The 16,817-nt window shown below is 63.7% G+C and carries 18 protein-coding genes; 12 read left to right on the forward strand and 6 right to left on the reverse strand.

The genetic code is table 11. From position 1 onward, the window contains the following. Window positions 1–18: 18 nt before the first annotated feature. A complete protein-coding gene (locus P0652_RS03245; RefSeq protein WP_284177310.1) occupies window positions 19–381 on the forward strand; it encodes a nuclear transport factor 2 family protein in 363 nt (120 codons plus the stop codon). Between the two features lie 37 nt (window positions 382–418). Here P0652_RS03245 and P0652_RS03250 read toward each other — a convergent pair whose 3' ends face one another. The 3 genes from P0652_RS03250 to P0652_RS03260 form a co-directional block, all read right to left on the reverse strand. Next, the gene (locus tag P0652_RS03250) at window positions 419–1,225 is read right to left on the reverse strand and encodes an FAD binding domain-containing protein (RefSeq protein ID WP_284177311.1); all 807 of its coding nucleotides are present in this window, start codon (window positions 1,223–1,225) and stop codon (window positions 419–421) included. 91 nt (window positions 1,226–1,316) lie between these two features. Further along, complete coding sequence (locus P0652_RS03255) at window positions 1,317–3,680, reverse strand: xanthine dehydrogenase family protein molybdopterin-binding subunit (RefSeq protein ID WP_284177312.1); 2,364 nt, start codon at window positions 3,678–3,680, stop codon at window positions 1,317–1,319. Window positions 3,681–3,772: 92 nt separating this feature from the next. After that, entirely contained in the window at window positions 3,773–4,261 is a 489-nt protein-coding gene (locus tag P0652_RS03260) for a (2Fe-2S)-binding protein (RefSeq protein ID WP_284177313.1), read from the reverse strand. A gap of 331 nt (window positions 4,262–4,592) precedes the next feature. Between P0652_RS03260 and pcaD the strand changes: the two genes are divergently transcribed. Both pcaD and P0652_RS03270 read left to right on the forward strand, forming a co-directional pair. Next, window positions 4,593–5,390, forward strand: a complete 798-nt coding sequence (pcaD, locus tag P0652_RS03265; protein ID WP_284177314.1) for a 3-oxoadipate enol-lactonase — start codon at window positions 4,593–4,595, stop codon at window positions 5,388–5,390. After that, window positions 5,390–6,085, forward strand: coding sequence for an SDR family oxidoreductase (locus tag P0652_RS03270; protein ID WP_284177315.1), 696 nt, complete (start codon window positions 5,390–5,392; stop codon window positions 6,083–6,085). Before pcaD ends, P0652_RS03270 begins: the two co-directional genes overlap by 1 nt. Window positions 6,086–6,112: 27 nt before the next feature. On the opposite strand, the gene P0652_RS03275 is transcribed toward P0652_RS03270, so the two are convergent. Then, window positions 6,113–6,631: a flavin reductase gene (locus P0652_RS03275; protein ID WP_284177316.1), complete on the reverse strand. Its 519-nt coding sequence runs from the start codon at window positions 6,629–6,631 to the stop codon at window positions 6,113–6,115. A gap of 209 nt (window positions 6,632–6,840) precedes the next feature. On the opposite strand from P0652_RS03275, the gene P0652_RS03280 reads away from it, so the two are divergent. The 9 genes from P0652_RS03280 (at window position 6,841) to P0652_RS03320 (ending at window position 15,547) form a co-directional block, all read left to right on the forward strand. Then, complete coding sequence (locus P0652_RS03280) at window positions 6,841–8,094, forward strand: aconitase X (RefSeq protein WP_284177317.1); 1,254 nt, start codon at window positions 6,841–6,843, stop codon at window positions 8,092–8,094. Continuing rightward, window positions 8,091–8,501 (forward strand): aconitase X swivel domain-containing protein, encoded by a 411-nt coding sequence (locus P0652_RS03285; protein WP_284177318.1) that lies wholly within the window; start codon window positions 8,091–8,093, stop codon window positions 8,499–8,501. Before P0652_RS03280 ends, P0652_RS03285 begins: the two co-directional genes overlap by 4 nt. 19 nt (window positions 8,502–8,520) lie before the next feature. Then, complete coding sequence (locus P0652_RS03290) at window positions 8,521–9,531, forward strand: 4-hydroxyproline epimerase (protein WP_284177319.1); 1,011 nt, start codon at window positions 8,521–8,523, stop codon at window positions 9,529–9,531. A 224-nt stretch (window positions 9,532–9,755) separates the two neighbouring features. Continuing rightward, window positions 9,756–10,679, forward strand: a complete 924-nt coding sequence (locus P0652_RS03295) for a branched-chain amino acid ABC transporter permease (protein WP_284177320.1) — start codon at window positions 9,756–9,758, stop codon at window positions 10,677–10,679. Beyond that, the gene (gene livM, locus P0652_RS03300) at window positions 10,679–12,094 is read left to right on the forward strand and encodes a high-affinity branched-chain amino acid ABC transporter permease LivM (protein WP_284177321.1); all 1,416 of its coding nucleotides are present in this window, start codon (window positions 10,679–10,681) and stop codon (window positions 12,092–12,094) included. Before P0652_RS03295 ends, livM begins: the two co-directional genes overlap by 1 nt. A 58-nt stretch (window positions 12,095–12,152) precedes the next feature. After that, window positions 12,153–13,064: an ABC transporter ATP-binding protein gene (locus P0652_RS03305; protein ID WP_284177322.1), complete on the forward strand. Its 912-nt coding sequence runs from the start codon at window positions 12,153–12,155 to the stop codon at window positions 13,062–13,064. After that, a complete protein-coding gene (locus tag P0652_RS03310) occupies window positions 13,061–13,798 on the forward strand; it encodes an ABC transporter ATP-binding protein (RefSeq protein ID WP_284177323.1) in 738 nt (245 codons plus the stop codon). Before P0652_RS03305 ends, P0652_RS03310 begins: the two co-directional genes overlap by 4 nt. Window positions 13,799–13,830: 32 nt before the next feature. Next, window positions 13,831–14,181 carry a DUF6867 family protein gene (locus P0652_RS03315; protein ID WP_284177324.1) on the forward strand — a complete coding sequence of 117 codons (351 nt, stop codon included), beginning with the start codon at window positions 13,831–13,833 and terminating at the stop codon, window positions 14,179–14,181. 250 nt (window positions 14,182–14,431) lie between these two features. Next, window positions 14,432–15,547, forward strand: a complete 1,116-nt coding sequence (locus tag P0652_RS03320; protein ID WP_284177325.1) for a branched-chain amino acid ABC transporter substrate-binding protein — start codon at window positions 14,432–14,434, stop codon at window positions 15,545–15,547. A gap of 84 nt (window positions 15,548–15,631) precedes the next feature. Here P0652_RS03320 and P0652_RS03325 read toward each other — a convergent pair whose 3' ends face one another. Both P0652_RS03325 and P0652_RS03330 read right to left on the reverse strand, forming a co-directional pair. Further along, window positions 15,632–16,180 (reverse strand): DUF1203 domain-containing protein, encoded by a 549-nt coding sequence (locus tag P0652_RS03325; protein ID WP_284177326.1) that lies wholly within the window; start codon window positions 16,178–16,180, stop codon window positions 15,632–15,634. A gap of 229 nt (window positions 16,181–16,409) precedes the next feature. Next, a complete protein-coding gene (locus P0652_RS03330) occupies window positions 16,410–16,811 on the reverse strand; it encodes a carboxymuconolactone decarboxylase family protein (RefSeq protein WP_284177327.1) in 402 nt (133 codons plus the stop codon). Window positions 16,812–16,817: the final 6 nt, after the last annotated feature.

Raw genomic sequence — 16,817 nt, forward strand, 5'->3', positions numbered from 1 at the left:
CTGCAAGGAGATTGAACAATGAACCCGAAGGAAACCGCAATCGCTTTCGCGGCGCTGCTGAAGGATGGCAAGCATATCGAAGCTGCCACTCAGTTCAACGCGCCGGATATTGCCAGCTTCGAGGCGATGGAAGGGCCGATGGCGGCTTGCCATGGCGCCGAAGCCGTGAAAGCCAAGAGCGACTGGTGGTATGCCAACCATGAGGTCCATTCCGCCAATGCCGATGGCCCCCTGATCAACGGCAACCAGTTCCTGATGCGGTTCTCGCTGGACGTCACCCCGAAAATGACCGGCCAGCGCATGCAGATGGAAGAATTCGGCCTCTATACCGTCCGCGACGGGAAGATCGTCGAGGAGCGCTTCTTCTATCCCACCGCTTGAGGGAAGGCCGGCCGGATAGCTCCGGCCGGCTCCGCACTCATTTTGCCGTGGCGGCCGTGACAGCCCGGCGGGCCATCACGCCGATGAGATGGCTGCGATATTCCGCCGAGGCGTGGATATCGCTGTTCAGATCCTTGGCCGGCGGATTCGTCACGCCCTCGAGCGATTTCGCGTTGAAGCGCTTGCCGAGCGCCGCTTCGGCTTCCGCCCAGCGGAACACGCCATCCGAGCCGGCGCCCGTCACGGCGACGACCACCGACGAACCCTTCTTGCCGACGGCGACACCCACCATCGCATAGCGCGAGGCCGGGTTGCGGAACTTCGCATAGGCGAACTTGCCGCCCGTCGGCACAATGACCTTCGTGATGATCTCGCCCTCGTCGAGCGCGGTCGAGAACATGCCGGTGAAGAACTCGCCCGCCGGGATCTTCCGCCGATTGGTGACAATCGTCGCACCGAGGGCCAGCAGTCCGGCCGGATAATCCGCTGCCGGATCATTATTGGCGATCGAGCCGCCGATCGTGCCCTTGTGGCGCACATGCGGGTCACCGATGCCGCCCGCCAGGGCGGCAAGCCCGGGCAGCAACTCCCGGACGAGCGCGGAGGAAGCCACTTCGGCATGGCTCGTCATCGCACCGATGACAAGGTTACGGCCCTTCTGCTCGATCCCTACCAGTTCCGGCACGCCGGACAGGTCGATCACGGCAGCGGGGCTGGCCAGCCGCTGTTTCATGGTGGGGAGCAGGGTCTGCCCCCCGGCGAGGATCTTCGCATCCTCGACCTTGCCGATCAGGCTGTTGGCCTGGCGAAGGGTGGCGGGACGATGGAAATCAAAGGCGTACATGGTGGATCTCCTGAATTCAGTGAGGCGGTCGGGAGTTGGCCATCGGCAGTTGTGCTCGGACTGCCGAAGGCCAACTGCCCATGCCCCGATCTTATTCCGCAGCCCGCGCGAGGCCGGCCTGCGCCGCCTGCCAGACGGCCTGCGGCGTGGCCGGCATGGCGATATTCTCGTGGCCGAGCGCGTCGGTGATCGCGTTCATCACCGCCGCAGGCGCAGCGATGGCGCCAGCCTCGCCACAACCCTTGATGCCCAGTGGGTTCGATGGGCACGGTGTGGTGGTGTGGTCGACGCGGAAGGACGGCAGGTCATCGGCGCGCGGCATGGCGTAATCCATGTAGCTCGCGGTCAGAAGCTGGCCGTTGGAGTCGTAGACGGCTCCTTCGAGCAGCGCCTGCCCGATCCCCTGCGCAATGCCGCCATGGACCTGCCCTTCCACGATCATCGGGTTGATGATCACGCCGAAATCATCCACCGCCGTCCATTTGGCGATGGTGGTGACGCCGGTATCGGGGTCGATCTCGACTTCGGCAATATGCACGCCCGAGGGGAAGGTGAAGTTGGTCGGGTCATAGAAGGCCCCCTCCTTCAGCCCCGGCTCGAGCTGTTCGCCGGTGAACTTGTGGGCGATATAGGCCTGCAGGGCGACCGAGGCAAAATCGATCGACTTGTCGGTACCCTTCACCGAGAACTGGCCGTCCTTGAAGTCGATATCAGCCTCGGAGGCTTCCAGCACGAAACTGGCCACCTTCTTGGCCTTGGCCTCGATCTTGTCGAGCGCCTTGACGATGGCGGACATCCCCACCGCGCCGGACCGGGAGCCATAGGTGCCCATGCCCATCTGCACCTTGTCGGTATCGCCATGGACGATCGCGACATTCTCAATCGGGATGCCGAGCCGCCCGGCCACGAGCTGGGCGAAGGTGGTCTCGTGGCCCTGGCCGTGGCTGTGCGAGCCGGTCAGCACTTCCACGGTCCCGACCGGGTTGACGCGCACCTCGGCCGATTCCCACAGGCCGACACCCGCGCCGAGCGAGCCCACCGCCGCCGACGGCGCGATGCCGCAGGCTTCGATATAGGCCGAATAGCCGAGGCCGCGCAGCTTTCCGGCCTTGGCGCTCTCGCGCTTGCGGCGGGCGAAGCCCTTCACATCATGGATCTCCATCGCCTTGGCCAGCGAGGCGTTGTAGTCGCCCGTGTCATAGCACATGATCACCGGCGTCTGGTGCGGGAAGGACTTGATGAAGTTCTTCTTGCGGAATGCCGCCGGATCCATGCCGAGTTCACGGGCCGCCACTTCCATCAGCCGCTCGATCACGAAAGTGGCTTCCGGCCGGCCGGCGCCGCGATAGGCGTCGACCGGGGCGGTGTTCGTGTAAACGGCCTCCACCTCGCCGTAGATGGCGGGGATATTGTACTGCCCCGACAGGAGCGGCACATAGAGATAGGTCGGCACCGAGGAAGCGAAGGTGGAGAGGTAGGCGCCGAGATTGGCCCGCGTCTTCACATGAAGCCCGAGGATCTTGCCATTCTCGTCAATCGCCATCTCGGCATGGGTGAGATGGTCGCGGCCATGGGCAATGGCGAGGAATTCCTCGGTCCGGTCCGCCACCCATTTCACCGGCCGCCCGACCTTCTTGGCCGCCCAGACGCAGATCGTCTCCTCGGCATAGATGAAGATCTTGGAGCCGAATCCGCCGCCGACATCCGGCGCGATCACGCGGAGCTTGTGCTCCGGCGCAATGCCGATGAAGGCGGAAAGCACCAGCCGCGCGACATGCGGGTTCTGGCTGGTCGTGTAGAGCGTGAAGGCTTCCTCGCCGGGATTGTAGTCGCCGATCGCCGCGCGCGGTTCCATTGCGTTGGGAATGAGGCGGTTATTGACGAGGTCGATCTTCGTGACGTGTTTCGCCTTCCTGAAGGCTGCCTTCACGGCAGCCTCGTCGCCGAGATGCCAGTCATAGACCTGGTTGTCCGGCGCGGCATCATGGATGGCGGGGCTGCCCTTCTTCGTCGCGGAGGCAAGGTCGACAACCGGCTTCAGCGGCTCGTAATCGACGATGATCGCTTCCGCTGCGTCGCGCGCCTCGGCGAGCGTCTCGGCGATGACGACGGCGACATGATCCCCGACATAGCGCACCTTCCCGACCGCCAGCGCCGGATGGGCGCCGGCCTTCATCGGGGTGCCGTCCTTCGAATGGATCATCCAGCCGCAGATCAGCCCGCCGACCTTGTCCGCCTCGATATCGGCGCCGGTGAAGATCCCGACAACGCCCGGCATCGCCGCAGCTTTGGCGGTATCGATCTTGCGGATCTTCGCATGGGCATGCGGCGAACGCAGGAAATAGGCATGGGCCTGCCCGGGACGGTTGATATCGTCCGTGTAATTGCCCTTGCCAGTGATGAAGCGGAAATCTTCCTTGCGCTCGACGCGCGCACCAATTCCGGTGCCAGCCATGGTGTTCCCTCCTGATGATCCGGGCATTGGGCTTCCGGCAATCGGTGCGGATCTCGCCTCGACTGCCGACCGCCTTGTTCGGACTGCCCTTGTTATTCCGCAGCGACCTTCATGCCGCCCATGGCGGCTGCGCCGGCCTGGATGGCCTTGACGATGTTGTGGTAGCCCGTGCAACGGCAGATATTGCCCTCGAGCTCGTGGCGGATCGTCTCTTCCGAAAGGTCGTAGCCGAGCCGGTTGACCATATCGATCGCCGCCATGATCATGCCGGGCGTGCAGAAGCCGCATTGCAGGCCGTGATGCGTCCGGAACGCCGCCTGCATCGGGTGCAGTTCGGTGCCGTTGGCCAGCCCCTCGATCGTTGTGACATTCGCCCCCTCGCAGGAAAGGGCGAGCGTCGTGCAGGCCTTGATGGCCCTGCCATCGACATGGACCACGCAGGCGCCGCACTGGCTGGTGTCGCAGCCGACATGGGTCCCCGTCAGGCGCTGATGCTCCCGCAGGAACTGAACCAGCAGCGTCCGGCCCTCGACATCGGCGCTCACGCGCTTGCCGTTCACGGTCATGCTCACCTTGGGCATGAAACTCTCCTTGAGCGAAAATGGGCACAAAACCGCGCCCAACGTTTCCTGGCGGGGCCTTGTAATGCCGTTTTTGGGTCTTTTTCCCCGGTTTTTCTAAGGTGGACCCGTTCTAAAGAAACCGTCAAGCGGCCAATTGCACGCAAACCGGCAAATTCGTTTGCGCATCGCAGCAATTCAAAAGCTGATAGCCGGCAAGAAAACCGCCGGAAACACCCGCTTCATGAAGAAGGCCTTCCGCCGAAGAAGCCGTGCCGCTTTCGCTTGTTTTTCCATCCGATTGCCATGAAGCTAGGCAGGTTCGCGACGAACCCTTCCCGAGGATCTCCCTTTGTCTTCCGAAATCTCCTTCATCGATGCCGGCGATGTCCGGTTCCGCATCGCGCGTGACGGCTCCACGGCCAACCCGCCGCTCATGTTTTCGAACAGTCTCGGCGCGACGCTTGAAATGTGGGATGCCCAGATCCCCGTCTTTGCCGAAACCCACCGCGTGATCCGCTATGACGTGCGCGGCCACGGCGGCTCCTCCTGCCCGCCCGGCCCCTATTCGCTGGCCATGCTGGCGCAGGACGCCCTGCGCATCCTCGACACGCTCCATATCCACAAGGCCGACTGGGTCGGCTGCTCGATGGGCGGCATGGTCGGCATGTATCTGCTCACGTATCACCCGGACCGGATCAACCGCGCCGTCCTCGGCAACACCGCCGCCTTCATGGGCCCGCCCTTCACCGACTGGAATGCCCGGATACGGCTCGCCCATCGCGAGGGCATGGGCGCCATCGCCGAGGCGATGAAGATGCGCTGGTTCACGCCCGCCTTCAACCAGTCGAACCCCGGCGAAGTGGCCCGCATCACCGATCAGGTGCGCGAAGCCACCGTGACCGGCTACACCGCCTGTTGTGCTGCCCTGCGCGACATGGACCAGCGCGAGGCGATCAAGTCGATCTCGAACCCGGTCCTCGTGGTGATCGGGGAGAAGGACATCGCCACCACGCCGGCCATGGGCGAGATCATGGTGAGCAACATCCCGGGCGCAAAAAAGGCCGTTGTGCCTGGCTCGCATATCGCCAATTGCGAATCTCCGGCCGATTACAACCGCGTCGTCGCCGCCTTCCTCGGTACGGCCTGATGCCGGTCGCGATCCTCACCGGCGCCGGCAAGGGCATGGGCGGCGCCTGCGCGCGCGAACTCGTCTCCCGCGGCTGGAATGTCGCGCTGCTCTCCCCCTCGGGCAATGCGGAAACCCTGGCGAAGGAACTCGGCGGCATCGGCATCACCGGCTCCGTCACCGATCCGGCGGATCTCGCCCGGCTGGTGGATGGCGCAATGGGCGCCTGGGGGCGCATCGACGGGGCTGTCCTTTCCACCGGCCATCCCCCGAAGGGCGATCTGCTCGCCCTCTCGGACGAGGACTGGGCGAAGGGCCTCGACCTGATCATCCTCAATGTCGTCCGGATCTGCCGGCAGATCACCCCGATCATGGAGAAGCAGGGCGGCGGCGCCATCGTCAATATCTCGACCTTCGCCGCTTTCGAACCCGATCCCGCCTTTCCGATCTCCTGCACCTTGCGCGCCGGCCTGGCTTCCTTCGCCAAGCTCTACGCGGATCGCTATGCCGCCCAGAATATCCGGATGAACAACCTCCTGCCGGGCTTCATCGATTCCCTGCCGGAAAAGGAAGTGTTCAAGGCCCGCATTCCGATGAAGCGCTACGGCACGGTGGCGGAAATCGCGAAGACTGCCGCTTTCCTGCTTTCGCCCGATGCCGGTTACATCACCGGCCAGAATATCCGGGTGGATGGCGGAATTACCCGTTCGGTCTGAGGGAAACGCCCTGCCCTGAAGGACCGTTCACACCGCGTGGTAGGCCCGGCGGACATAGACCAGCCCGCCATGGGCATGGCCAAGGCCGATCCCGAGAATCTCGCCGATCACCACGAAATGGCTCGCCACAGGGCGGAAATCGATCACCCTCGCCTCGAAATGAACCAGCGCATCGCCAAGCAGCGGCTGTCCGGCCGCGCCGTTGCGCCAGGCGCCATGCGTGAACCGCGCCTCGCCCCGGGCCGGAGTCCGCCCGGCGAAGACATTGGCCAGTTCCTGCTGGCCGGCCCCCAGCGTATTGACGGCGAAGGCCATGTTCTGCCGGAGGATCGCGGCCGTGCGGCTATTCTGGTTGAGGCAGACGAGCAGGGTGGGCGGCGCATCGGAAACCGAGGTGACGGCGGTTGCGGTCAACCCGCCGCGGCCGGCCGGGCCATCGGTCGTGATCAGATGCACGGCACCGGCAACCCGGCTCATGGCATCGCGGAAAAGGGCCTGCCGATCCGGCGAGGCCGCATCCGGGGGCGCCGAAGCTGGTGCAGTCACGCTTGGTCTCCTTACCCCTCAAGTGACGACATTCGGCCGAATCGGCAAGGGGAATCCGCAACGATTTCACGGAGGCGATTTACGCGGTCACCGGAGCCGCTATGCTCCTGCGCGGGTGGCCTTGCCAGAACCCGTTTCCCGTGCCACCGTGTCCTGATCGTATATTGGATACAATTTCTGGCTGATCCTCCTGCCTCTGGGAAGTTTGCATGAGCCTTGCCTTGACCCCGGAAGAAACCCGCCTGCTCGCCGGCGATCAGGGTGAGGGCATGGCTTTGGCCATGCGCATCATCACCGAAACCGCGCGCCTGATGGGCGCCGCCCGGCTTGTGCCGGTCGTCTCCGCCCATATTGACGGCGCGCTGTATCATGGTGATTCCGGCACGCTCTTCGCCGAGCATCTTGTCCGTCTCGGCGCGAAACTCGCCATCCCGACCACACTGAATGTCGGCGCGCTTGATCTTGCCTGCGGCGCGAAGACGCGGTTGCCGCCCCACCAGCATGACATGGCCTACCGGATGATGCGCGCCTACGAGGCGATGGGCTGCGCCCCGACCTGGACCTGCGCGCCCTATCAGGCCGGGCATCGCCCCGCCCTGGGCAGCGATGTCGCCTGGGGGGAATCCAACGCGGTCGCCTTCTGCAATTCCGTGCTGGGCGCGCGCACCAACCGCTACGGCGATTTCCTCGACATATGCTGTGCCATGACCGCCCGCGCCCCCTATTACGGGCTGCATATCCCGGAAAACCGCCGCGCGGTCTTCGCGCTCGATTGTTCCGGCCTGTCGCCCGCCTTGCGGAACTCGGATGTCTTCTGGCCGGTCATCGGCACCCTGTTCGGCCAACGCGCGGGCACGGATATCGGCGTCGTGATCGGCCTCGAGGGCTGTGCCACCGAGGACCGGCTGAAGGCTTTCGGCGCCGCCGCTGCCTCGGCGGGCGCAGTTGGCCTGTTCCATATTCTCGGCGCGACACCGGAAGCCCCGGACCTTGCCACCGTCACCGGCGGAGAGAGCATTCCGGTGGTGCCGGTCAACGCCGCCATGCTGAACGCCGCGCGGGCCGGGCTCTCGACCACGGGCGAGACCGCGATCGACGCCGTGGCGATTGGATCGCCGCATTGCTCGGCCGAGGAATTGCTCGAACTTGACCGCCTGATCGCCGGTCGCCGGCTTGCACGCCCCTTCTATGCCTGCACCGGGCGCCATGCCGTGGCCGAACTGGAAGCGGCCGGCCGGCGCCGCGCCCTCGAGGCAGCGGGTGTCACGTTGGTCGCCGATACCTGCGTCGTCGTCACACCGATCCTCGACGGCGTGAAAGGCGTGCTGATGACCAATTCCGGCAAATTCGCCCATTATGCGCCGGGCAATACCGGCTATGCCGTGCAATACGGTGCCATGGCGGAATGCGTCGAAAGTGCCGTGTCGGGCCGCCTCGTCCGCGAGGAAAGGCTCTGGTCATGACGTTCCCCGCACTCAACCCGCTCCTTCCCGGCGAGGCATCCGGCCCCGTGCTGCAGCTTTCTGCGCCGCTCTCCTTCTGGGGCGGCGTCGACCCGGCAAGCGGGCGGATCATCCAGGTCCGCCATCCGGAATGCGGCCGCACCATCGGCGGGGCGATCCTTTGCCTGCCGGCCACGATCGGCTCCTCCTCCTCATCGGCCGTGCTGCTCGAACTGATCCGCCTCGGCATCGCGCCCGCCGCCCTCGTCATGGGCACGCCGGATGCGATCCTGATGATCGGCTGCCTCGTCGCGCGCGAGATGGGCTGGGCATCGCCGCCCGCCTTCGCGCTGGATCCGGCCGGGCAGGCCCGCCTGCCCGATGCGGCGCGGATCGATCCCCGCGGCCACGTTTCTCCCCTTTCCTGAAAGCAGGGCATTCAAGACCATGGCAAGGCACACGTTCTTCTGCGTCGACGGGCATACCTGCGGCAATCCGGTCCGCATGGTCGTCGGCGGTGGCCCCGACCTCAAGGGCGCCACGATGAGCGAGAAGCGCGACCATTTCATGCGCGACTATGACTGGATCCGCACCGCGCTCATGTTCGAGCCACGCGGCCATGACATGATGTCCGGCTCCATCCTCTATCCGCCGACGCGGCCCGATTGCGACATCGCGATCCTCTATATCGAAACCACCGGCTGCCTGCCCATGTGCGGTCATGGCACGATCGGCACGGTCACGATGGCGCTGGAACAGGGGCTGGTGAAGGCCCGCACGCCGGGCATCCTGCGGCTCGACACGCCGGCTGGCCTCGTCGAGGCGCATTACCGCGAGGAAGGCGGCCGCGTCACCTCGGTCAAGCTGATCAACATCCCCTCCTTCCTGTTCGTGCGCGATCTTGCCATCGAGGTGGAAGGGCTCGGCAAGCTGGTGGTCGATATTTCCTATGGCGGCAATTTCTACGCGATCATCGACCCGCAGCCCGCCTTTGCCGGCGTCGAGGCGGTGCAGCCCTCCGACATCCTGCGCTGGTCGCCGCGTGTCCGGGCGGCGGTGAATGCGGCGATCGACCTCGTCCACCCGGAAAACCCCGCCATCCGCGGCTGCCGCCATGTGCTCTGGGCCGGCAAGCCGACCGTCCCCGGCGCCACCGCACGCAATGCGGTTTTCTATGGCGAGAAGGCGATCGATCGATCGCCCTGCGGCACCGGAACCTCTGCCCGGCTGGCGCAATGGGCAGCGCGCGGCCGGCTGAAGCCGGGGGAGGACTTCATCCACGAGAGCATCATCGGCTCGCTCTTCACAGGCCGGATCGAGGGCGAGACGCGGGTCGGGGAATACCCCGCCATCATCCCCTCGATCGAGGGCTGGGCCGTCATGACCGGGCTGAACACGATCTTTGTCGATGACCATGATCCCCTAGCGCATGGCTTTGTTTTGGCGGACCGGGCCTGATGAACGGCGAAATCCATGCCCTTTCCTGTATTCTTTGGCGGTATTCCCTAGTTCGGGGTGATTTTTTCGATTGAAGCCCTAAACGGGCTGGTCCATGTCTTACCGCCACGTGATTGCCGGCCTTGCGGCTTGCTGCTAGCGTGGTTTCGTCGGTTGACGGTTTCGCCAACTGGCACAATTCCCGCATAGAACGGGAGACGTTATGGGGAGGCGTTCGTTTCAGGATGGAAGTATTCGTCCAGCAATTGATTAATGGCGTCACGCTTGGCGCTGTCTACGGGCTCATCGCCATCGGCTACACGATGGTCTTCGGCATCATCGGGATGGTGAACTTCGCCCATGGCGATGTGTTCATGATCTCGGCCTTCGTGGCCCTCATCTGTTTCATGGCCGTAACGGCCCTGGCGGGCATGACCGGAGGCGCCGTCTTCCTGGCGTTGCTTGTCGCGCTCATTGTATCGATGATTGTGACATCGCTTTTCAGCTGGACGATCGAACGGGTCGCCTACCGGAAGCTGCGCGGTTCGTTCCGCCTGGCGCCGCTGATCTCGGCGATCGGCATGTCGATCCTGCTGATGAATTTCGTGCAGGTTGCACAGGGCGCACGCAACAAGCCCATCCCCCCGATCATGCGCGACACGATCAGCCTCTTCGAGAAGGACGGCTTCGTTGTCGCCATTTCCTACAAGCAGATCCTGATCATCCTGGTGACGGCGGTTCTGCTGGGGATCTTCTGGTATGTCGTCCAGAAGACGCCGCTCGGCCGCGCGCAGCGTGCCTGTGAACAGGACCAGAAGATGGCGGCCCTGCTTGGCATCAATGTCGACCGCACCATCGCCGTCACCTTCATCATGGGTGCGGCCCTCGCAGCGGTCGCAGGGACCATGTTCCTGACCTATTACGGGGTCGTCGTGTTCTCCGACGGGTTCGTGCCCGGCGTGAAAGCCTTCACGGCGGCCGTGCTCGGAGGCATCGGCTCCTTGCCCGGGGCGGTGCTCGGCGGGATGCTCATCGGCCTGATCGAGACTTTCTGGTCGGCGTATTTCTCCATTGATTACAAGGATGTCGCCGCGTTTTCGATCCTGGCCATCGTTCTGATCTTCATGCCGCAAGGCCTCCTGGGCAAACCCGAAGTCGAGAAGGTGTGATGATGATGGAAGCGCCTGCACGTGAGCCGGTGAATTTCGCCGGCCTGCTGAAGGATGCGGTCTTCGCGGCCGCCATCGCCTTCGGCCTTTTCTCGCTGATGCTCGGTCTGAAAACCGATCAGACACTCAACAACCAGATGGTGCTCGTGCCGCGGCCGGGCCTGCTCGCCACTGTTGTCGGCCTTGTCTTTATCGGCCGGTTCCTGATCGGCTACTGGCAGGCGATCAATGCCGGCAAGATCAAGAAGCGCAAGGCCGCGGCAACGCCGCTCGCCCTCAAGATCGAGAAATACGGTACGGCGGCCTTTGTCGGCTTCCTCTTCGTCTACCCGATGATGGTTCTCGGCACGGCCGGCCCCTCGGGCGCGATCAAGTGGATCGATAATTTAGGCATCCAGATCCTGATCTACATCATGCTGGGCTGGGGCCTGAACATCGTGGTCGGCCTCGCGGGCCTGCTCGATCTCGGCTATGTCGCCTTCTACGCCGTCGGCGCCTATTCCTATGCGCTGCTGGCCACCTCGGAGCCGGTGAAGGAATTCATGGCCGGCGCGGTCGGCCCGACCTTCTGGCCGCTCTGGGCCTTCTGGATCTGCCTTCCGGTTGCCGGCATCCTCGCCGCCTTCTGGGGCGTCCTGCTCGGCTTCCCCGTCCTGCGGCTGCGCGGCGACTATCTCGCCATCGTCACCCTCGCCTTCGGGGAAATCATCCGCCTCGTGCTGATCAACTGGGTCGAGTTCTCGGGCGGCTATGCCGGTATCTCCTCGATCCCGAGGCCAAGTTTCTTCGGTGTGCCCTTCAATGCCACGGAGAGCGGATTTGCCGCGACATTCGGGCTCGAATTCACACCGATCTACCGAACGATCTTCCTTTTCTACGTCATCCTGATCCTGGCGCTGATCACGGCCCTGGTGTCCACCCGGCTGCGGCGATTGCCGGTCGGCCGGGCCTGGGAAGCCCTGCGCGAGGACGAGATCGCCTGCCGGTCGCTGGGCATCAATACGGTGAACACCAAGCTGACGGCCTTCGCGATCGGCGCGATGTTCGGCGGTTTTGCCGGGGCCTTCTTCGCGGCCCGTCAGGGCTTCATCTCGCCGGAAAGCTTCGTCTTCCTGGAATCGGCGCAGATCCTGGCCATCGTCGTTCTCGGCGGCATGGGCAGCCTGCTCGGTGTCGTGATCGCCTCGATCCTGCTGGTGGGCGGCGTCGAACTCCTGCGCGAACTGGATTTCCTGAAGGCCTATTTCGGCGACAATTTCGACCCGGCCCAATACCGGATGCTGATTTTCGGCGCCTGCATGGTGCTGATGATGCTCTGGAAACCGCGCGGCCTGATTTCGGTGCGCGAGCCTTCCGTCTTCCTCAAGGAGAAGAAGGCCGTGTCGTCCGACCTGGTGAAGGAGGGGCATGGATGATCCGCCGGCTCCCGCCTGTTCACCCCGCGCTCCGGCTCCTGCGGAAAGAAGAATTCTGATGCGTGCGCTTTCGGATCCGATCCTCAAGGTCCAGAACCTGACGATGCGCTTTGGCGGCCTCGTCGCGGTCAATGACCTGACCTTCACGGCCGGCCGTGGGGACATCACGGCCCTGATCGGCCCCAACGGGGCCGGCAAGACCACGGTGTTCAACTGCATCACCGGGTTCTACAAGCCGACGACGGGCCGCATGGCCCTGCGTCACGGCGCGATCGACATTGACGCCCATGTCGAGCGGCTGACGGACACACCGAACGACCACATCTCAACCGCCGATGGCAGACTCTACCTGCTGGAGCGGATGCCGGATTTCCAGGTCTCGGCGCGGGCGAAGGTCGCCCGGACGTTCCAGAATATCCGTCTTTTCTCCGGGATGACCGTCCTCGAGAACCTGATGGTGGCGCAGCATAATCCGCTGATGGTCGCCTCGAACTGGACCATCGGGGGCCTGCTCGGCTTTGCCGGCTTCCGCAATCGCGAGAAGGCCGCGATCGAGTCCGCCAAATACTGGCTCGAGAAAACCAGGCTGATCGACCGTGCTGATGATCCCGCCGGGGACCTGCCCTATGGCGACCAGCGTCGCCTCGAAATCGCGCGCGCCATGTGCACCGAGCCCGTCCTGCTTTGCCTTGACGAGCCGGCGGCAGGCCTCAACCCGCGCGAAAGCCTCGAGCTCAACGCGCTGCTGCGATCGATCCGCGATGATCACGGTACGTCGCTTCTGCTCATCGAGCATGACATGTCGGTTGTCATGGAGATTTCCGATCACGTCGTGGTGCTGGATTACGGCACCAAGATTTCGGATGGCACGCCCGACCAGGTCAAGTCCGATCCCCGGGTCATCGCCGCCTATCTCGGTGCCGAGGACGAAGCGGAAGTGGAGAAGATCGAAGCGGAGGTGGGCCTATGAGCATGACGGAGAAGGCCCCGCTTCTCGCCGTACGCGGGGTGAAAACCTATTACGGCAACATCATCGCGCTCAAGGGCGTCGATATCGATGTCCATGAGGGCGAGATCGTGACGATGATCGGCGCCAACGGTGCCGGCAAGTCGACCCTGATGATGACGATCTTCGGCAAGCCGCAGGCGCGCGAGGGGAAGATCACCTATGACGGGCGCGACATCACCCGGATGCCGACGCATGAGATCGCCCATCTCGGCATTGCCCAGAGCCCGGAAGGCCGCCGCGTCTTTCCGAGGATGAGCGTGTTCGAGAACCTCCAGATGGGGGCCTCGGTCAACAATCTCGCCTATTTCGACGAGGATCTCGAAAAGGTCTGCGCCATCTTCCCGCGGCTGAAGGAACGCCTCCAGCAACGGGCGGGCACGCTCTCGGGCGGCGAGCAGCAGATGCTCGCGATCGCCCGGGCGCTGATGAGCCGGCCGCGGCTCCTGCTTCTGGACGAACCGTCCCTCGGGCTGGCACCGATCGTGGTCCGCCAGATCTTTGACGTCATCCGCGAGGTCAACCGCAAGGAAGGCATGACCGTCTTCCTCGTCGAGCAGAACGCCTATCACGCGCTGAAGCTCGCCACGCGCGCCTATGTGATGGTCAACGGGCTGATCACGATGAGCGGCAGCGGGAAGGAACTCCTGTCTGATCCGCAGGTCAAGGCGGCCTATCTCGAAGGCGGCCATCACTGAGGCCCGGGCAAACCCGAACAAGGAAAACCCCGATGCAAGGAATTCTCTACGAGGAACCGTCGATCTGGTTGTTCCTGCTCGTCACCGTGATCATGGGCGGCTGGGCCGCCTGGCGGACGGGCAAGGCCATCGCGAAGACCTGGCGTCCGTCCTGGATGCTGGTTCCCTATATGGCGCTGCTCGGCATGGCGGTCCGGTTCATCCACTTCGCCCTTTTCCACGGCACGCTGTTCTCGCTGCATTTCTACTTGATCGACACGGTGCTGATCTCGGTTTTCGCTTATCTAGGCTGGCGGAATGAACGGGCCAATGCCATGGCGCGCCAGTATGGTTTTGCCTTCGAGAAGACCTCGGCGATCAGCTGGCGGCGCAAGGTGGCATGAGCCCGGCTTGCTGTACCGGAGCCGAATTTTTGGGCATTGCGCGGGGAAAATCGGTTCCGCGCGGGACGACCGGAAAATCGTCGTTGGTTGCGGTGAAATGCCCCGAATTTTATCGAATTTTGCGTGAATTTGGCTGGTGACAGAGACAAAAAAACCGGCTTTGATGGTTTCAGGCGTGTTAACAAACACGACTGGAGACGCTTGCGGGTGGCGAGATCAACCCGTCTTATCAGTCACAGGGAGAGACCTGATGAAGAAAACCTTGTTGGCCGGCGTCGCGCTTGCCGCCACGCTCGCTTTCGCGGGCGCTGCCAATGCTCAGCTGAAATTCGGCGTGACCGGCCCGATCACTGGGGCCAATGCCGCTTTCGGCAAGCAGCTCACCGACGGCGCCGAGCAGGCCACTGCCGACTTCAATGCAGCCGGCGGGATCATGGGCCAGAAGATTGCCCTCTCGAAGGGCGATGATGTCGCCGATCCGAAGCAGGGCGTCTCGGTTGCGAACAAGTTCGTCGGTGACGGCGTGAAGTTCGTGGTCGGCCCCTTCAACTCGGGCGTCACCATTCCGGCCTCGGAAGTCTATGCCGAGAACGGCGTTCTCATGATCACGCCGTCGGCGACCAACCCGCGCGTCACCGAGCGCAAGCTCTGGAATGTGTTCCGCACCTGCGGCCGCGACGACCAGCAGGGCGCCGTGGCGGCGGACTATATCTCGAAGAACTTCAAGGGCAAGAAGGTCGCTGTCATCCATGACAAGACCACCTATGGCCAGGGCCTCGCGGACGAAACCCGCAAGGCGATGAATGCTAAGGGCGTGAAGGAAGCGCTCTATGAAGGCGTGAACACCGGCGAGAAGGATTTCTCGGCCCTCATCACCAAGATGAAGAACGCCAATATCGATGTCGTCTATTGGGGCGGTCTGCACACGGAAGGTGGCCTCATCGTCCGCCAGATGCGTGACCAGGGCGTCAAGGCTGTCATGATGTCGGGCGACGGCATCACCTCCGACGAATTCGCCACCATCGGTGGTCCGGGCGTCGAAGGCACCCTGATGACCTTCCCGCCGGATCCGCGCAACCGTCCGGAAGCCGCCAAGATCGTGGCGGCGTTCAAGGCCAAGGGCATCAACCCGGAAGCCTATACGCTCTACACTTACGCCGCGTTCGAAGTGATCAAGCAGGCGGCAGAATCCGCCAAGTCGCTCGATCCGAAGAAGGTTGCCGAGAAGATCCATTCGGGCATGACTTTCAAGACCGTCATCGGCGATCTCTCCTTCGACAAGAAGGGCGACATCACCCGTCCGGATTACGTCATGTACACCTGGAAAAAGGGTGCGGACGGCAAGATCACCTACGTCCAGAACTGATCGGGGCTCACGCCTTGAAACGGAAAGCCCGCCATCCGGCGGGCTTTTTGTTTTTGTACGGGACATAGGTGGTTGCGGGGTCGGTCAGCCTCGATGGATCCGGCAGAAAAAGCAGCCACGCCGCATCGAATGCACGTCGACATGGGCGATGCCGGGCTGCCGCAGCCACTGGCGGGCAAGGTCATCGATCTCGCCCTTGTCGGCGATTTCCGCCTCGACCATCATCATCGCCTCGTCATAGGCGCGCACGGCCATTGGCCGCTGGATGATGACCGGCGGCAGCTGGTCTACCGCATCGAAAGCCGGTACACCGCGCCGCACGAAGATCGGCCCCTCCGCCCGATAAGGCGAGGCGGGGTGGTCGAGATGCCGATGGTTGAGCAGAAGCATTTCCTCGCCGGCCTCCGGGTAATCGAGGCTGACCCGGCAAGGAAACATGATGCCGGGGTTCTCCGGCACAACAACCTTGCGGATGCCACGCGCCACCAGGTCAGCCGGACCCATCCGGAACAAGGGGGCAAACGGTGCGGGGTCGAGGCCGCGAATGGCAAGCCGGATCGCAGCCGGGCGGAGGCTTGGGGCAGGAACCTGAGGTGGCGAGGCGGGGTGCGGCTGAATGTGGGTTGCAGGCATGGACAATCTCCTTCGGGATCATCCAGCCTTGCGCGCCCGCCTCGCCTCCGCCACCCGATTCCAGAGATGAGGCGGAAAGCGATCCCGGCGGGCGGCAAAGCCCCCTGATCCAGCCCAGGCATTCATGTGCCCAAGCCTTGAATTCCTGCCGATCCTTGAAAGCGCGTACACGCGTGAACCGGGTCAAGCCGCTGCGTCACACGGGCCGGAGGCGAAGGCCTGCCGGCCTTCAGGCGGGGTCGGTCGGCTGGCGGAAGATTTCATCCACGGGAACCTGCATGCCCGTCGCAAGCCGGTTGGTTCGGTTGGCGAGATTCACAAGCGCGATCAGCTCGATATACTGCCCCTCCGTCATGCCACGCGCCCGCGCCTGGCTCTTGTGCTGGGCGATGCAATAGGGGCAGGCATTGCTGATGGAGAGCGCGAGATAGATCATCTCCTTGACCAGCGGATCAAGCTCTCCTGCGCGAAGGACCGGGCGCATCTCGTCCCAGACGCTGCGCAGTTGTGACGGGTTATGTGCCAGCGCCCGCCAGAAATTGGTGATGTAGGGCGTCTGCCGGACCTTGCGGATCTCGTCAAAGACCGCCTCTGCCTCGGGCGACAATTCATCATCGCTCAATAGCCGCATGGTCTG

The sequence above is a fragment of the Rhabdaerophilum sp. SD176 genome (assembly GCF_030143245.1).
Taxonomy (GTDB): domain Bacteria; phylum Pseudomonadota; class Alphaproteobacteria; order Rhizobiales; family Beijerinckiaceae; genus Rhabdaerophilum.

What these genes read in the sequence shown, in the direction of transcription:
- P0652_RS03295 (WP_284177320.1), top strand. Translation starts at nt 9,756, where the DNA reads ATGGAAGTATTCGTCCAGCAATTGATTAATGGCGTCACGCTTGGCGCT.
- P0652_RS03330 (WP_284177327.1), bottom strand. Translation starts at nt 16,811, where the DNA reads ATGCGGCTATTGAGCGATGATGAATTGTCGCCCGAGGCAGAGGCGGTC.
- P0652_RS03285 (WP_284177318.1), top strand. Translation starts at nt 8,091, where the DNA reads ATGACGTTCCCCGCACTCAACCCGCTCCTTCCCGGCGAGGCATCCGGC.
- P0652_RS03325 (WP_284177326.1), bottom strand. Translation starts at nt 16,180, where the DNA reads ATGCCTGCAACCCACATTCAGCCGCACCCCGCCTCGCCACCTCAGGTT.
- P0652_RS03310 (WP_284177323.1), top strand. Translation starts at nt 13,061, where the DNA reads ATGAGCATGACGGAGAAGGCCCCGCTTCTCGCCGTACGCGGGGTGAAA.
- P0652_RS03250 (WP_284177311.1), bottom strand. Translation starts at nt 1,225, where the DNA reads ATGTACGCCTTTGATTTCCATCGTCCCGCCACCCTTCGCCAGGCCAAC.
- P0652_RS03270 (WP_284177315.1), top strand. Translation starts at nt 5,390, where the DNA reads ATGCCGGTCGCGATCCTCACCGGCGCCGGCAAGGGCATGGGCGGCGCC.
- P0652_RS03260 (WP_284177313.1), bottom strand. Translation starts at nt 4,261, where the DNA reads ATGCCCAAGGTGAGCATGACCGTGAACGGCAAGCGCGTGAGCGCCGAT.
- P0652_RS03255 (WP_284177312.1), bottom strand. Translation starts at nt 3,680, where the DNA reads ATGGCTGGCACCGGAATTGGTGCGCGCGTCGAGCGCAAGGAAGATTTC.
- P0652_RS03245 (WP_284177310.1), top strand. Translation starts at nt 19, where the DNA reads ATGAACCCGAAGGAAACCGCAATCGCTTTCGCGGCGCTGCTGAAGGAT.
- P0652_RS03280 (WP_284177317.1), top strand. Translation starts at nt 6,841, where the DNA reads ATGAGCCTTGCCTTGACCCCGGAAGAAACCCGCCTGCTCGCCGGCGAT.
- P0652_RS03320 (WP_284177325.1), top strand. Translation starts at nt 14,432, where the DNA reads ATGAAGAAAACCTTGTTGGCCGGCGTCGCGCTTGCCGCCACGCTCGCT.
- livM (WP_284177321.1), top strand. Translation starts at nt 10,679, where the DNA reads ATGATGATGGAAGCGCCTGCACGTGAGCCGGTGAATTTCGCCGGCCTG.
- P0652_RS03290 (WP_284177319.1), top strand. Translation starts at nt 8,521, where the DNA reads ATGGCAAGGCACACGTTCTTCTGCGTCGACGGGCATACCTGCGGCAAT.
- P0652_RS03315 (WP_284177324.1), top strand. Translation starts at nt 13,831, where the DNA reads ATGCAAGGAATTCTCTACGAGGAACCGTCGATCTGGTTGTTCCTGCTC.
- P0652_RS03305 (WP_284177322.1), top strand. Translation starts at nt 12,153, where the DNA reads ATGCGTGCGCTTTCGGATCCGATCCTCAAGGTCCAGAACCTGACGATG.